Here is a 15,608-nt window from a genome sequence, read left to right on the forward strand (position 1 = left end):
TCAGGCTCCCCGGAGATTATTGTTGTGAGGGTCGGTGGCCGGGGTTTCCCGGCAGTCTATCAGCGGTTCGACAATCTGGCGGGTGGTGCCGTCGGTCAAACCTAAATCGGTCAAATGTGGTCCGGCATTGCAGGCGAGGCAGGTGCCTTCGATGGCCTTAAATACCCGGTAGGGCGGCTCCCAGTCGGCGATTTCTGCGCTCAGGTCGCGTAATTCGCGGAACTGCCGCGCGAGTTCTGCCGCCGGCAGATCGGAGAGCATGCCGGCAATCGGCATCGCCACGTGGGCAAGAATATCCCCCTGACGGGAGAGCGCCATCCCGCCGCCGGAGGCAATCAGCCGGTTGGCGGCCAGCGCCATATCCTCAGCGTTACGTCCCAGCACCACCAGGTTGTGTGAATCGTGCGAGTAGCTGGTGGCGATAGCGCCGCGCAGCTCTCCCCAGCCTTCGAGCAGGGCGATTTGCGGCGTCGCCTGATGACGGCCGTGGCGATGCTTCACCCAAATCAGGCTAAATCCAGCGGGCAGCTGAACTTCGCCGTGGCGTACCTGCACCTCGACTTCTCCCCACTGCGTAAAGCGCGCGCCGCGGATATGTCGCAGGCGGGCAACGCCGTGGACAATACCGGGGACCCGCAGCACAAAATCCTCGGTATTCAGCGGCGCCAGCTGCAGCGTATTGCGCGGCGGAGTGACACCCTCTGCGGCTGGAATGGGCTGGAGCAGCGCGCCGTCGCGGGCGACCAGTTTCCCGGCGACGTACACTTTCCGGGCCTCAAGCCTTTCCAGTGAATCAAATACCACCAGGTCGGCGCGGCGGCCGGCGGCAATCAGCCCTGAATCGTGACGCTGCAGGCGAATGGCGGCGTTGAGGGTGGCGAAGCGCAGGACGTCGGTGGCGGCGAGACCGTGTTCAATCAGCAGGTTGAGCAGGGCGATAATGCCGCCTTTTTCCAGCAGCATATCCGGCGGGACATCGTCGGTGCACACCGTGATCTGCGAGGAGAGATGCGGCAGGGTTTTCAGGGCCTTGACGATATCCGGCAGCAGATAGGGGTGCGAGCCGCGAATTTCGAGGGTCAAACCGGCGCGCAGCTTTTCCAGCGCGTCTTCCGCGGAGGTTAGCTCATGATCGGAGGTGACGCCCGCCGCGAGGTAGGCCTGGAGATCGGCGCCGCTCAGGCCGCGGGCGTGGCCTTCAATCAGCTTGCCGCTGTCGAGACCGGCCTGAACAATCTCCTGCATCCGGGCGCTGCCGTTGAGCACGCCGTGCATGTCCATCACTTCCGCCACGCCGCGCACTTCCGGCCATGCCAGCATGGTCGCCATCTCCGCTCCGGCAAAATCGGCGCCGGACATTTCCAGCCCCGGCGTCGAGGGTACGCTGGAGGGGGCGGCGACCATCACCTGCAGCGGCAGATGGCGGCTGGCGGCGACGGCATAGCGCACGCCTTCGACCCCGAGGACGTTGGCCAGCTCATGCGGGTCCCAGAAGACCGCGGTGGTTCCCTGGGCGAGGACAATTTCCGCGTAGCGTTCGGGAGGGAGGTGGGAACTCTCGAGATGGACATGGGTATCCATCAGCCCCGGTGACAGGTAGGCGCCGTCCAGCGCATGGCGTTGGTGGGCATCGGCGCGGCTGCCGCGCGGGTGCACGCTGGCGATCATCTCGCCGGTGATGCCGACATCGGCTTCGCGGACTTCACCGGTGACCATGTCGACTATCTGCGCCCCGGTCAACAACAGGTCAAAAGGTATTTCGCCCCGGGCGGCCATGACGGCGCGGCGGCGGTTTTCAGCATTGCTGGACATAACAACTCCGGCACAAGGATAATGGGGGTACTCTAGGGGCACAGCAAACGTTTGCCCAGATGAATAAATTTATCACCCGATAAGCTCGGGTTATTCTGCCCGATTACCCTTAGCGAAGAATAAGATGACCGAACCGTGGCAGCGCCTGCCTGCGCTTTCTCTTAAACAGCTACAGTACTTTGTTACCCTGGCGGAGCTGCGTCATTTTACCGATACCGCCAACCGTCTGGCTATCAGCCAACCGGCGCTGAGCAGCGCCCTGCGGCAAATCGAAACGGTGCTGGGCGGCAAGCTGGTGAACCGCACCGCCTCGTCGGTCACGCTGACCGAACTGGGCGCCGCCATTCTGCCGCACGCCCGGCGCGTGCTGAGCGTGGCCCAGCTGGCGTTTCATGACATGGAACAGATTGTCGCGGCCGGCGGCGATGGTACCGTGCGTATTGGTCTGGTGCCCTCGGTGAGCTCGCTGCTCTTTCCGCTTCTGCCGCAGGTGCTGGCGCAAACCTTTCCCCGGCTGCGGGTCGAGTTTCACGATCAGACCAATGATGCGCTGGTGCGTGAGCTGCAAAGCGGGCAGATTGATTTCGGTATCGGCGCCATCGACAGCTCGCTACCCGCCGCGCTACAGGTCTACCCGCTGCGTGAAGATCCGTTTGTGGCGGTGCTGCACGGTGACGATCCGCTGGCAGACCAGCCGCACCTGCCGTGGAAACTTCTCGCCGGACGCGATATTGCGGTGTTCTCGAAAGGGAACATTCAGCGACTGGTTGGCGCGCTGGCGGAAAGCCATCGTCTGACGCTGAACACGCGGTTTCAGGTCGACTATATTGAAACGCTGTATGGCCTGGTGCGCTCGCGTCTGGCGATTGCTATTCTGCCCGAGCTGTATACCACCCATCTGCAGGATCCGGTGCTGAAAATCGCGCAGCTCCAGCAGCCGGCGTTGGCGCGGACGGTGGCGATAATGCGTGGGCCGCAGCCGCTGCCGCCGCTGATTGAGCAGTGCTTTACGCTGCTGCTCAATTCGCTACGCGAGTCGTCGGCGCGGCTCAGGGCAGATGCCTGATCAGCACGTCTATCGTCAGATGATTAATATACTCCAGCGAATGAGATGCCATGACTCCCAGCAGGCGGTTGTGATGCCCGGCGATAATCAGGTCAATCCCCCGCTGGTTTACGCAGGCTTCAACATCTTCAAAACGGCGGGTGGTGACCAGCGACAGGGTTTGCACCGGCAGCGAGACGCTGGTCGCCAGCTCATTGAGCAGCACTTTCGCCTGGATCACCTCCTGAGACACATCGTCGTTCAGCAGGCTGTCGGAGACGTAATTCAGCGCCCGATAATCGGTGCTGATATGGGCGAGCGTGATGCGCATAGCGTTCTCTTCCGCCATTCTGGCCGCATGCTGGAGCAGCGGAACGCCGTCCTGGCTGCTGTTAATCAGCACCAGGGCATGGTGATAAACGGGCATAGCCGTACCTCGGATGATTATCTGCGGAAAACAGTATTCCCACGGCTAATCTTGTGCCCGGGGAGCGGGGAAAGCAAATCTATGTGTGCGCAGAGAGGGCGGAGAAATCTGGGCAGGGGGGCGGGGAAGATCTTTATCCAGGCGTAAAGGCTATGGGTGGTGATACCGAGACGTATTGCAACGTTGGAAACTGAATGACCGCGATTTGAGAAGTATCTTACGGATGTCAGGCCTACGGCGCTAAATGGTTTTTGTTGCCTAAAATCAGAGCTTTCCCGGAAAAAAATCTTTCCTCTATCCGATTGTACGGGAGTACGATAAATAACCAGTTCAATTACAGAGTAGAGGGATTTTGAATGCCTGTAAATGAGAGGATTAACGTAACATCGGGAACACCTATTAACCCCGGAGGCGTGAGACTTATCACAATGGGTGAGATCGCGTTAGCAAGATCACTTTATGGCTATGGCCTCAGATACAATCAAATTTGGGTGCATCGGGAAAGCTATTTACCGTTCAACCTACAGCCTGTTGATGTTGCTATGAGCCCAAATGGTGAAATGTGGTTTAGGGAAGACACCTATTCTCACGATTTCTCGATGGAAGCGGACGTACAGAAAAAACATAGATTCATGCACGAGATGATGCACGTATGGCAAGCACAGCACGGAATGTTTGTTCGAACAAGAGGATTATTCTCCCGTTTTGCTGATTACAGCTACAGCTTAGATAAAGCTGATATTCGTCATTACAGTTTAGAACAACAAGCCTCTTTAGTTAGTGATTATTGGTTATTGCAAACTTATGGCTTTAGAAAATACATGTATCTTCCTGCGCTACGAGATTACTCTCCTGAAGAGCCTGATGACTCATTGCTCCAAAGATACAGAAGTGTGATGAAAGGATTTCCAGCATGAAGAGATTAGCTATTCTACCTTTGCTTTTCCTTCTTTCCGGTTGCCCTGGCGGTAATCCTGCACCACACGCAAGAACTACATTTATCAATGGCGAACATCTTTGTTTCAGTGCAGATAATAAAGATGTATTGAACTATTACACTGTTGATACAAGTGAAAACGGTAAAATAGAAACAGTAGTTAGCTCTGGTTATAATAAGTTAAACTCGTCTTATCCGGCTAATTGTATCGATGTTAAATGGAAAAATAATCACACCTATGTGGTCAACTATGGGTTAAATGATAAAAAGTACGTTCACGAATTTTTTATTGACGCCAATGGGAAGTTAATCAAGTAAGGAGATCGAAATGTCATTGCCAGCTTATTTATTCCTTTACGATGAAAATGGAATGCAAATTACAGGTGATTGTCTGGCGTCAGGCCGTGAGGGTGCTATTGAGATCATGAATAGTAGCTACGGTGTAAGACAAGGCGTAGATAGCTGCACGGGAAGCATGACGGGAGCACGACAGCATGATCCCGTGACCATTCATAAGCAGCTGGACAAAGTGAGTCCGTATCTTGCTATTGCTGTATGTGAAGGTAGACGCTTGCAGAAAGCAGTGATCAAATACTATGAAATAATCGAGGCTGGAATAGAAACAGAAATTTATAACATTACTCTTGAAAGCGTTGTTATTTCCTCCGTTGATTTCTCACATGTTTATTATCCTGGCAGTACATCTCCAAACATGCACGAGGTGGTGGGGCTTCGATTTCGTGGGATTGAATGGAATTATGTCAGAGGGAATATTAAATACGATGACGCATGGATGAAAGCAAAGAAAGAAGAGCAGAAGATACAATAAAATAAGCCTGAATGGTGATTCGCTATGTAGTTCTGCAATATCACTCGATAACGGCAATACGCCAGCGTATACGCTGAATCCTATATTCAATCTGAATCTTGGGGCATCCTTGCCGCTCATCATCGTCAGCGATTCAGCGGTCACTTTTCAATACGTGGATGAGATAAAGGTACTTCGGCTCCTTTTTCCAGTTTGGTGAGGGGTCAGATACCTTTTTAAGGTGAAGAAGCGATAACCACAAGGGCGCGCTTGCATCAGCAAGCCACTTCCCCTAATCTGGCAAAAGTATAGATACTCAATCTACATGACTCGGGGTGCCCTTCCTGGTGAAGGCTGAGAAAGACCCGTACCACCTGATCTGGATAATGCCAGCGTAGGGAAGTCAGAGACCAAAGGGTCGTTGCTTCTTCATCGCCTGGCTGGAGCAAACGATGCAAGCTGAGCCTCTCAATCCCGCGCATATTGCGCATCTGCAACATCTTTTTCGCCGTCATTCCCCCCTTGTTCACTGCATGACTAACGATGTGGTACAGACCTTTACTGCCAACGTACTGCTGGCGGTCGGCGCCTCGCCCGCGATGGTGATCGATCCGCAGGAAGCGAGCCAGTTTGCGGCGCTCGCGGATGCGCTGCTGATTAACGTCGGAACCTTAACCGTCGACCGTGCGCAGGCGATGCGCGCCGCGGCACTCAGCGCGCAAAACGCGGGCAAACCGTGGGCGCTGGATCCGGTGGCGGTCGGGGCGTTAACCCTGCGCAGCGCGTTTTGCCATGAATTGTTGAGCCTGCAACCGGCCGCCATTCGCGGCAATGCGTCTGAGATTATGGCGCTGGCCGGAATGAGCGCCGGCGGACGCGGGGTCGATACTACCGATACCGCGGCGGCGGCGCTGCCCGCCGCACAGGCCCTGGCGCGGCAGATCAATACCATTGTCGCGGTGACCGGCGAAGTAGATTACGTCACCGACGGCCAGCGTACGCGTGCGGTCAGCGGCGGCGATCGGTTGATGACCCGGGTCGTGGGGACCGGCTGTGCGCTTTCGGCGGTGGTGGCGGCCAGTACCGCCATGCCTGGCGATCGCCTCGAAAACGTTGCTGCCGCCTGCGGGCTGATGAAACAGGCGGGCGGCGCGGCGGCGCGCGGCAGAGGGCCGGGCAGTTTTACCCCGGCATTTCTTGACGCGCTGTACGGGGAGAACAACGGATGAAACGAATTAATGCGCTGACTATTGCCGGTACTGATCCCAGCGGCGGCGCGGGGATCCAGGCCGACCTGAAAACTTTCTCTGCCCTCGGGGCCTATGGTTGTTCGGTGATCACCGCGCTGGTGGCGCAAAACACCCGCGGCGTGCAGTCGGTCTATCGCATCGACCCGGATTTTGTTGCCGCACAGCTGGATTCGGTATTCAGCGACGTCCGTATCGATACCACGAAAATTGGCATGCTGGCGGAAACGGATATCGTGGAAGCCGTGGCGGAGCGTCTGGCGCGCTATCAGATTGACAACGTTGTCCTGGATACGGTCATGCTGGCGAAAAGCGGCGATCCGCTGCTCTCGGCTTCGGCGGTGGCGACGCTACGCACCCGCCTGCTGCCGCAGGTTTCGCTGATCACGCCGAATCTGCCGGAGGCGGCGGCGCTGCTGGATGCGCCGCACGCGCAGAGCGAGAAAGAGATGCTGGAGCAGGGGCGGGCGCTGCTGGCGATGGGCTGCGGCGCAGTGCTGATGAAAGGCGGTCATCTCGACAACGCGGAAAGCCCGGACTGGCTGTTTACCCGCGATGGCGAGCAGCGCTTCACCGCGCCGCGGGTCCAGACTAAAAATACGCACGGAACCGGCTGTACGCTCTCCGCGGCGCTGGCGGCGCTGCGCCCGCGCTATCGCGACTGGGGAGAGACGGTTGCCGAGGCGAAAGGCTGGCTCTCTGCGGCGCTGGCGCAGGCGGATTCGCTGGAGGTGGGCCACGGTATCGGGCCGGTTCACCATTTCCACGCGTGGTGGTAAGCCTGATATACTGGCGTGAGAATTCTGCCAGGAAAAGATAAATGGAACAGGCGCATACCCGGTTAATTAGCCAGCTTGTTGAACGGATTGCGGCGTCGGATAACGCGCCGCTCTATCTGAAGTTTGCCGACACGATTAAGGATGCCGTGCGCAGCGGCTGGCTGGAAAATGGCAATATTCTTCCCGGTGAACGCGATCTCAGCCAACTGACCGGCGTGTCGCGCATCACCGTCCGCAAAGCGCTCCAGCTGCTGGAAGACGAAGGCGTGGTGACCCGCTCGCGGGGTTACGGGACGCAGATCAACAATATCTTTGAATATTCGCTGAAAGAAGCGCGCGGCTTTACTCAGCAGGTGGTTTTACGCGGCAAGAAGCCGGATACGCTGTGGGTGAATAAACGCGTTGTCAAATGTCCGGAGGAGGTTGCCCGCCAGCTGGCAATCGCGGTGGGCAGCGATGTGTTTATGCTCAAACGCATTCGGTATGTTGATGAGGACGCGGTCTCGCTCGAAGAGTCCTGGGTGCCTGCGCATCTGATCCATGACGTCGATGCGATCAGCGTCTCGCTGTATGACTACTTTCGCAGCCAGCAGATTCTGCCGCAGCGGACCCGCTCGCGCGTCAGCGCCCGGATGCCGGACGCCGAATTTCAGTCGCATATTAAGATGGACAGCGCCATCCCGGTGCTGGTGATCAAGCAGGTTGCCCTCGATCAGTACCAGCACCCCATTGAATACAGCATCAGCTACTGCCGCAGCGATCTATACGTTTTTGTGTGCGAGGAGTAGCGCTTCGCGGTGCGGGGCGCAATCGCCGCCCCGATGGCCCACGACCCAGGCCGCAACGGCATTCCCCAGCGTCACCGCCTCCCCCAGACTCCAGCCGGCGGCCAGCCCGGCAAGCGTACCGCCGGCGTGACTGTCCCCGGCGCCGATCGTATCGACGACCGTGGTCGGGAAAGGGGCGGCGAGACCGCTCTCCTGCGGGCTGAAATAGCAGGCGCCTTCTTTATCCAGACGCACAATCAGCGGTGCGGCATATTTCTTCAGCCAGGCGGCGCCAAATGCGCTGACCTCGGGCGAAAATCCGTGCGCTTCAGCCGCGATGACGGCTTCCTGGCGGTTGACGGAAACCAGTGGCTTCAGGGCCATCAGACGCGTCATCAGCGTTTCGGGAATATCGGCAATCCGCGGGCCAAAGTCGATAAAGGCGCTTACCTGCGGCTGCCGTTCCAGCCAGGAGACCAGTCGTTCGCCGCTGGCGGATGCCAGCTGATAGCCGGAAAGATAGACCAGGCTGCCGGAGGGGGCATGCACGCGTTCGAGCCACGCATCACACCACTGATTTTCCACACCGCTGAAGGACATAAAGGTCCGCTCGCCGTCCGGCTCTACCAGCGCCAGGCACCAGCCATTGTCGCCGTCTGCCTGGCTGATGACGCTGGTTAACCCCTCTTTGGCGAGGCGCTGGCGGATAATTTCCGCCCACACGCCCTGGCCAATCGGCAGCGCATTTTGTGCATCGATCCCCAGCCTTTTTAAGGTCACGGCGATGTTTAACGCGCAGCCGCCGACATTGACGCTCTGTTGCTGCAGTTCGATATCACATCCGCGCCAGGGCAGAGCATAGGCGTCGGCGATCACGTCAATCACCGCGGCGCCGAGGACGGTGACCGGACGTTGCGCCTTCAGCGTGGCCAGTTTATCCGTTAACTGTTGGGCATTCATTCGGCCTCCCGCTGCTGACGATAGTGCATCAGGGCATCGGCGTAGCGCGTGAAGTCCAGCTTATTGACCTCGTCCAGGCGTGCCTTGAAAGCGCTATCGATGGCGGAAACCCCGTGTAACGCGCCGCAAATCGCCGTCGCCATGGCCCCGATGGTATCGGTATCGCCGCCCAGATTGGCGCAGAGAATGGCGCAGCGGTTAGGGTCGGTACCGGCCAGTTCCACCATCGCTATCGCGCACGGGACGGATTCAATGGTGCTGGTTCCGGCGCCAATCAGCTGATAAAGCTGCTCGCTGGCGGACTCGAGGCCATCTGCCTGGCGTACGGTGCGTAACGCCAGCTCAATACGCAGCGCCAGCGAGGCGCTAAAGGTTGTGGTCTTCTGTTCCTGCGCGTGGCGCGCCACGGCCGGCAGGGCGTCAACAATCGCTGGCCAGCCGGCGCCGTCAACGGCGCGGGAGATTGCCCAGGCGATAACCGTCGCGCCGGCGATGGCTAAATCCGATTTATGCGTCGGGCTGGAGGCCGCGGCCACGTCGCTGATAAATGCATCAAGATTGTCGCCCGGCAGCAGGCAGCCCAGCGGCGAGGCGCGCATCGCCGCGCCGTTGGTCACGCCGTTATTGTCCAGTTCGCTTACCGGTTTGCCGTTGCGAATCGCGTTGAGAGCAATTTTCGATGTCGGTCCTAAGACGTTTTTATTAAATGCATCAAAGCCTTCTGCCCAACGCAGAATATGTCGGCCAATGACATCCGGGACGATCTGCCCGTCGCATTCGATAATGGCGTCAGCGAGGCACAGGGCCATCGAGGTGTCATCGGTAAATTCCGCCTCGGCAAAGTAGCAGGCGGCGTTATTCTCCGCCGGGCCCGGCAGGAAGCGGTCGATCCAGCCAAAATGGGCTTTCACCCGCGATCGTGGCCATAGCTCTGACGGCATGCCCATCGCATCCCCTAACGCCTGCCCGTAAAGAGCACCGAGAATACGTTCTGCTTTCATTTCACTTCCCCTTGTTTAAGCTCAGCATTTTCTGTATCGACGTCGATGGTCGTAATTTCTTTGTCCGATTCCCGGAAAAACACCATGAACAGCACGGCGATAATCGCAATCATGATGGCGCCGAACGTCCACATGCCCGCCCAGTTGAAGGTGAGCCCGTTGACGGGTTGCGGGTAGGCGAACATTTTTTCCATCATCACGCCGCCGAGGCGGTAACCGAGCAGGCTGCCAAAGCCCTGGCAGCAGAGCGTAATTAACCCCTGGGCCGCATTACGCATCGATACCGGCGCCTTCTTATCAACGTAGATATAGGCGGTAACGTAGTAAAAATCGTAGCTGACGCCGTGCAGCAGAATGCCGAGGAACATCAGCGTATAGGTGAAATAGTTCTCCGCGCCGCCGAAGACAAAAAAGCCATAGCGAATGGCGGCGGTGATCAGACCAAGTAACAGAACCTTTTTAATACCAAACCGTTTAGTAAAGAACGGCAGAGCCAGCATAAAGAAGATTTCAGAGAACTGGCCGAGGGTCATCCATCCGGTGGCGTGCTTCATGCCGGCTTCGGTGAGGTAGCCGTTGGCGAAGATGTAATAGAAGGCCAGCGGCATGGCAAACAGAAAAGAGCAGAAGAAAAAGACGAGGAAGTTTTTATCGCGCAGCAGGATTAACGCATCCAGCCCCAGCATCACTTTCAGGTCCAGTTTTCCACGGCTTTTCGGCGGCGTGTCCGGCAGGAACAGGGCAAAGACGCCGAGCAGCGCAGAGCTGCCGGCGGCAATCAGCAGCGGGACATTGGTGGGCGAAATGTCGCTCAGACCGAACATCTGCGGTAAAAATCCGCATACCAGCCCGGAGCCGATCCAGCCGATCGTCCCCATCACCCGAATCCGCGGGAAATCGCGCTCAACGTCCGCCACGTTAGAAAAGGCGATGCTGTTGGTCAGCGCAATGGTCGGCATGTAGGTTAGCGAGTAGGCGAGCAGGAGCGGGAAGAAGCCGCCGAAGGTCGTCTGCTGCGCGGCGAAGTACATCAATATCGCCCCGGCGAACATCAGCACCGCCAGCACTCTCTGTGCGGAAAAGAAGCGGTCGGTCAGCGATCCCACCAGGATCGGCGAAAGAATCGCGGCGATGGCGGTACAGGCGTAGGACCAGCCGATTTCACCGGCGCTGAAGCCGCTTTTACTCAGCCACAGCCAGAGAGGGACAAACCAGGCCCCCCAGATAAACCATTCAACGAACATCATGAACGACAGCTTTGCTGTAGTTTTCATCTTTAGATCCTTCATGACAGGTAGGGTACGCCTTTAAGATACCACTTGATAATACCTTTAAAATACCTTTGAGCGGATTGTTTGAGCAGGCTAACACTTTTTGTCCCTGAATCGTGCCAGCTGAAATGGCTGAAAAGTGCGATTCCGGCTGGAAAATATGCTAAGACGGTACCAGGCTTAACCTGCCCAAATAAGTGGGTCAGGATAATACATGCCGGCTGCGGCCGGCACTTACGGGAGCATAGCTATGACTGATATTACGCAGTTGCTTGGCAAAGATGCCGACAGCCTTTTACAGCACCGTTGTATGACCATTCCAGCCGACCAGCTTTATCTGCCGGGGGCGGATTACGTTGACCGGGTCATGGTGGATAACAATCGTCCGCCGGCGGTGCTGCGTAATATGCAGACCCTGTACAATACGGGGCGCCTGGCCGGAACCGGATACCTTTCCATCCTGCCGGTAGACCAGGGCGTGGAACACTCGGCGGGCGCCTCTTTTGCCGCCAACCCGCTCTACTTTGATCCGAAAAATATCGTCGAACTGGCTATCGAAGCCGGTTGTAACTGCGTAGCGTCCACCTATGGCGTACTGGCCTCGGTATCGCGTCGGTATGCGCACCGCATTCCCTTCCTGGTGAAGCTAAATCATAACGAGACGCTGAGTTACCCGAATACCTTCGACCAGACGCTGTACGCCAGCGTTGAGCAGGCCTTTAATATGGGGGCGGTGGCGGTGGGCGCGACGATCTACTTCGGTTCCGAAGAGTCGCGTCGGCAGATTGAAGAGATCTCCGCGGCGTTTGAACGCGCGCATGAACTGGGGCTGGTGACCGTGCTGTGGGCCTATCTGCGTAACCCGGCGTTTAAGAAAGATGGCGTCGATTATCATGTGTCGGCCGATTTAACCGGGCAGGCTAACCATCTGGCGGCCACCATTGGCGCTGATATCGTGAAGCAGAAAATGGCGGAAAATAACGGCGGCTATAAGGCGGTGAACTTTGGTTACACTGACGATCGCGTCTATAGCAAGCTGACCTCGGAGAATCCTATCGATCTGGTCCGTTATCAGCTGGCGAACTGCTATATGGGACGCGCCGGGTTGATTAACTCCGGCGGCGCGGCGGGCGGTGAAACTGACCTGTCGGATGCCGTACGTACGGCGGTCATCAATAAGCGTGCGGGCGGGATGGGGCTGATTCTCGGTCGTAAAGCGTTTAAAAAATCGATGAGCGACGGCGTGAAGCTGATCAACGCCGTACAGGATGTTTACCTCGATGGCAAAGTGACGATCGCCTGATCCTGAATGCGGTAAAAAAATCGCTCTGTCGGGCGTCATGCTGGCCACTTAAGGTGACCAGCATTTTTTTTGCTTTATCACCGGCGAGGACAGCCTCGCCTGCAGACGTGTTGAAAACCTGACAGCGCCGCATAAAAAACCGCCAATCTCTGTGAGGTGACGGATTCTTACACCTTTGCCGGATCGGTCAGCCGACCCGTAAACGATCGGCATTACTCTCTGTCGGGAAGGGGTTTTTATGCTCAGGAGACGCTCGTTTTCAGCGCGACGGCGACGGAGGGGCGGGTCACGCCCGGCTGCTCGACGCGAATATAGGCGCAGAGGAAAAAGGCCAGCACATACAGCGCGGTGTACGCCACCACCACCCCAATCGTACTGAAGTACGGCAGCAGCACCACCGCAATCGCCGGCGCCAGGAAGTTGGACAGCCCCGCCGACAGGTTGTAGACCGAAATGGCCGCCCCTTTATGCTGCGGCTCCAGCGCCGGGAAGACCGCCGCCATCGGCACAAACGCCGCCACGAAAATCCCCAGCGCAATCGCCGGCACCAGCGCCATGGCAAAGTTATGCCCGAAATGCTGCGGGATGTAGTAAAACGCCAGACTCGACAGCGCCATCCCGATACAGCCAAACCAGCGAATCACCTTCATCCAGCCCATCTTCTCCGCCACGATCCCCCAGAAAACGTTAGAGAAAATGGTGGTGAAGAAGAAAGCCGCCCACACCTGGAGCCACTCGGAGGTGGTAAAGCCCAGCTCATCGACAAACATCAATGGCATGATCACCGCAAAGCCAAACAGCGACAGGGTGTTGATGATGCGCACCATGCTGGAAAGCAAAATATTACGGTTGGTGTAGAGCAGGGTGGCGGCGCGCCCCAGCTCGGCAAACTTCTCGCGGGTGGTGAGGTTCTGCATATGGCGCGGCGTCTGAATGTGGCGCAGCGAGACCAGGGCGATAATGCCGCCGGTGATGCAGAACACCAGCGCCAGCCACAGGGTGCCCAGCTCGCCGATATGCGGGATGGTAAAGCTCGGGATATAGCTGCCGAAGACGCCAATGCCGACCGAGTAGACCGCCCAGAACCAGCCCAGCGCCGAGCTGGCGCTGTCGCTTTTCACGTTGTGCACGATGGCGACGATAAAGGAGTAGAGGAACAGCGGGTAGGCAAAGCCGCGAATACCGTAGAACAGCAGGATCAGCGGGTAGTTGGCGTGGCCGAGGCCAAAAATCAGGAACAGCACGTGGAACACGCACCACAGCACAAAGCCGATCAGCATGGTTTTCTGCGGGGTGATGATCTCGGCGACCACGCCGGAGATCCACGCCGACAGGGCGGCGGCGAGGCCGTAGAGGGTAAAGGCGAAAGAAGCCTGGGCCGGGGTGAAACCCAGCTCCTTGATGTAGTGCGAGAGAAAAGCCAGCTCAAAGCCGTCGCCGGTCATAAACACGGCGATGGCGATGTATCCCCAGATCAGATTCAGCGGCAGACCGAACCACTGTTTGCTATTCACGGACATAATGACCTCGTTTTCAGGGTACAGGAAGACACTCCGGTGTCGTCACCGGAGGTTTTTTTATTATTAAAAGAGTGGGGCAGAGCCTCGGGACGCTACTCCCGAATCAGCCGGGCGGCCTGTTGCAACGCCAGGTAAGCTTCGTAGCGACGCTGATGAAGCGCTTGATATTGCGTCGTACAGCGGTAGGTTTTATCTACCCGGGTGAATTGCTTCATCGCTTCCGGCAGCGAGGCGGAAACCCGGCCGGCCACGGCGCCCAGAATGGCCGAACCTAACAGCACCGGTTCGCTGCATTCGGTGCTGACAATCGTCATACCGCAGGCATCGGCCAGCAGCTGGCGCACCAGCGGATGCTGCCCTGCGCCGCCGCTGATGACGATATTCTCGCTGTTAATCCCGCAGGCCTTTTGCGCGTCAACAATCTGCCGCAGGCCGTAGCCGATACCGCATAATCCCGCGACGTAGAGCGCCAGCAGATTATCCAGATCGCGCTCCATGCCCAATCCGGCAATGACCGCTTTGGCATCCGGGTCCGCCAGCGGCGCGCGGTTACCTAAGAACTCCGGCACCACGTGCAGTCCGGCGGCGAGTCCGGCGGCCTCGGAAGGGGTCGCCACCTGGGCCAGCACCCGATCGGCGAGATAGACCGGCAGCGGTACGCCCGCTTCCTGTGCCAGCTCGCGTGCCTGCGCCGCCGCAGGATGGAAACTTAACAGCTGGTCGATGGCGGCGCCTGCCGCGCTTTGCCCGCCTTCGCTCAGCCACAGGCCCGGTACCATGGCAGAGTAGTAAGGCCCCCAGACGCCGGGCACGAAGACGGCGTCTGGGGTGGTAGTCATGGTGCAGGAGGAGGTGCCGAAAACATAGGCCATGTTGCTGACCGCGCCGTTGAGAACCCCCACGGTGCCGATACCGCCGGCGTGGGCATCAATCATGCCCACCGCTACAGGGGTACCGACCGGCAGGCCCATCTCGTGCGCCACTTCTGCGCAAAGGCCCTGACCGCACGGCGTTCCCGGGTCGACAATACGCTGGCCAATGCGCGCAAAGTTATCTTCGGCCAGATCTCCCAGACCAATCTGCCGGAAGTAGCCGGCATCCCAGCGCTGCTCATGGGCCAGGTAGGTCCATTTGCAGGTGACGGTACACACCGAACGAGCTAAGTCGCCGGTGGCGCGCCAGGTCAGGTAATCGGCCAGGTCGAAAAAGTGGCGCGCCTGCTCATAGATATGCGGGCGGTTCTCCTTGAGCCAGAGGATTTTCGGCGTTTCCATCTCCGGCGAAATCCTGCCGCCGACATACTGCAATACGGCATGTCCGGTGGTGTTAATCTGCTCCGCCTGGCCGATGGCGCGGTGATCCATCCAGACGATGATGTTGCGGTCCGGATCGTCGGAAGGCCCGACCGCCAGCGGCTCTCCGTTTTCACCAACCACGACTAACGAACAGGTGGCGTCAAAACCAATCCCGGCGACCGACTCCGGCGGCATGCCGGAGTGCGCCACGGCGGTTTTAATACACTCGCAGACCGCCTGCCAAATCTGGCGGCTGGATTGTTCCACCTGGTTTCCCGCGCTGCGAAACAGGGTGATTTCCCGCGTGGCATGGGCAAGCAGCTTGCCCTGAAGGTTGAAGATGCCGGCGCGCACGCTGCCGGAGCCGACATCAACGCCAATAATGGTTTGGGTATCGTTATTCATAAAGCCGTCCTTAAGCCTCCCGGGTTAAATA

The 15,608-nt window shown here is 58.0% G+C and carries 15 protein-coding genes and 1 riboswitch; of the genes, 8 read left to right on the top strand and 7 right to left on the bottom strand.

Annotation, left to right across the window (positions count from 1 at the left end; genetic code table 11):
• Positions 1-1,812: an adenine deaminase gene (locus Q1L34_RS07855; protein WP_004864692.1), complete on the bottom strand. Its 1,812-nt coding sequence runs from the start codon at positions 1,810-1,812 to the stop codon at positions 1-3.
• Between the two features lie 124 nt (positions 1,813-1,936).
• On the opposite strand from Q1L34_RS07855, the gene Q1L34_RS07860 reads away from it, so the two are divergent.
• Positions 1,937-2,878, top strand: coding sequence for a LysR family transcriptional regulator (locus Q1L34_RS07860; protein WP_015583858.1), 942 nt, complete (start codon positions 1,937-1,939; stop codon positions 2,876-2,878).
• Here the strand turns inward: Q1L34_RS07860 and Q1L34_RS07865 are convergent.
• Positions 2,862-3,284, bottom strand: coding sequence for a universal stress protein (locus Q1L34_RS07865; protein WP_032724796.1), 423 nt, complete (start codon positions 3,282-3,284; stop codon positions 2,862-2,864). The two genes, Q1L34_RS07860 and Q1L34_RS07865, sit on opposite strands and share 17 nt — an antisense overlap.
• Before the next feature lie 356 nt (positions 3,285-3,640).
• On the opposite strand from Q1L34_RS07865, the gene Q1L34_RS07870 reads away from it, so the two are divergent.
• From Q1L34_RS07870 to Q1L34_RS07895, 6 genes are all read left to right on the top strand, one after another.
• Positions 3,641-4,201: a hypothetical protein gene (locus Q1L34_RS07870; RefSeq protein WP_064356842.1), complete on the top strand. Its 561-nt coding sequence runs from the start codon at positions 3,641-3,643 to the stop codon at positions 4,199-4,201.
• A complete protein-coding gene (locus Q1L34_RS07875) occupies positions 4,198-4,539 on the top strand; it encodes a putative T6SS immunity periplasmic lipoprotein (RefSeq protein WP_064356843.1) in 342 nt (113 codons plus the stop codon). The genes Q1L34_RS07870 and Q1L34_RS07875 overlap by 4 nt, the downstream gene beginning before the upstream one ends.
• A gap of 10 nt (positions 4,540-4,549) precedes the next feature.
• Positions 4,550-5,050 carry an Hcp family type VI secretion system effector gene (locus Q1L34_RS07880; protein ID WP_032717945.1) on the top strand — a complete coding sequence of 167 codons (501 nt, stop codon included), beginning with the start codon at positions 4,550-4,552 and terminating at the stop codon, positions 5,048-5,050.
• A 300-nt stretch (positions 5,051-5,350) separates the two neighbouring features.
• Positions 5,351-5,447, top strand: a riboswitch (TPP riboswitch).
• A 34-nt stretch (positions 5,448-5,481) separates the two neighbouring features.
• Entirely contained in the window at positions 5,482-6,258 is a 777-nt protein-coding gene (thiM, locus tag Q1L34_RS07885; protein ID WP_044350880.1) for a hydroxyethylthiazole kinase, read from the top strand.
• The gene (gene thiD / locus Q1L34_RS07890) at positions 6,255-7,055 is read left to right on the top strand and encodes a bifunctional hydroxymethylpyrimidine kinase/phosphomethylpyrimidine kinase (RefSeq protein ID WP_015583862.1); all 801 of its coding nucleotides are present in this window, start codon (positions 6,255-6,257) and stop codon (positions 7,053-7,055) included. Before thiM ends, thiD begins: the two co-directional genes overlap by 4 nt.
• A 41-nt stretch (positions 7,056-7,096) precedes the next feature.
• A complete protein-coding gene (locus tag Q1L34_RS07895; RefSeq protein ID WP_015583863.1) occupies positions 7,097-7,843 on the top strand; it encodes a GntR family transcriptional regulator in 747 nt (248 codons plus the stop codon).
• Here Q1L34_RS07895 and Q1L34_RS07900 read toward each other — a convergent pair.
• From Q1L34_RS07900 to Q1L34_RS07910, 3 genes are read right to left on the bottom strand one after another with little or no spacing between them, the layout of a single operon-like run.
• Positions 7,817-8,782: a PfkB family carbohydrate kinase gene (locus tag Q1L34_RS07900; protein ID WP_032717943.1), complete on the bottom strand. Its 966-nt coding sequence runs from the start codon at positions 8,780-8,782 to the stop codon at positions 7,817-7,819. The two genes, Q1L34_RS07895 and Q1L34_RS07900, sit on opposite strands and share 27 nt — an antisense overlap.
• Positions 8,779-9,783 (bottom strand): ADP-ribosylglycohydrolase family protein, encoded by a 1,005-nt coding sequence (locus Q1L34_RS07905; RefSeq protein ID WP_015583865.1) that lies wholly within the window; start codon positions 9,781-9,783, stop codon positions 8,779-8,781. The genes Q1L34_RS07900 and Q1L34_RS07905 overlap by 4 nt, the downstream gene beginning before the upstream one ends.
• Entirely contained in the window at positions 9,780-11,057 is a 1,278-nt protein-coding gene (locus tag Q1L34_RS07910; protein ID WP_015583866.1) for a nucleoside permease, read from the bottom strand. The genes Q1L34_RS07905 and Q1L34_RS07910 overlap by 4 nt, the downstream gene beginning before the upstream one ends.
• Positions 11,058-11,304: 247 nt before the next feature.
• On the opposite strand from Q1L34_RS07910, the gene fbaB reads away from it, so the two are divergent.
• Positions 11,305-12,357 (top strand): class I fructose-bisphosphate aldolase, encoded by a 1,053-nt coding sequence (fbaB, locus tag Q1L34_RS07915; protein WP_015583867.1) that lies wholly within the window; start codon positions 11,305-11,307, stop codon positions 12,355-12,357.
• Between the two features lie 242 nt (positions 12,358-12,599).
• Here the strand turns inward: fbaB and Q1L34_RS07920 are convergent, their stop codons facing one another.
• A complete protein-coding gene (locus Q1L34_RS07920) occupies positions 12,600-13,877 on the bottom strand; it encodes an RbtT/DalT/CsbX family MFS transporter (protein WP_015583868.1) in 1,278 nt (425 codons plus the stop codon).
• Between the two features lie 92 nt (positions 13,878-13,969).
• Positions 13,970-15,577 carry an FGGY-family carbohydrate kinase gene (locus tag Q1L34_RS07925; RefSeq protein ID WP_015583869.1) on the bottom strand — a complete coding sequence of 536 codons (1,608 nt, stop codon included), beginning with the start codon at positions 15,575-15,577 and terminating at the stop codon, positions 13,970-13,972.
• Between the last annotated feature and the right edge of the window lie 31 nt (positions 15,578-15,608).

Origin of the sequence: Klebsiella ornithinolytica (assembly GCF_030505655.1) — a bacterium.
GTDB classification, from domain to species: Bacteria; Pseudomonadota; Gammaproteobacteria; order Enterobacterales; family Enterobacteriaceae; genus Klebsiella; species Klebsiella ornithinolytica.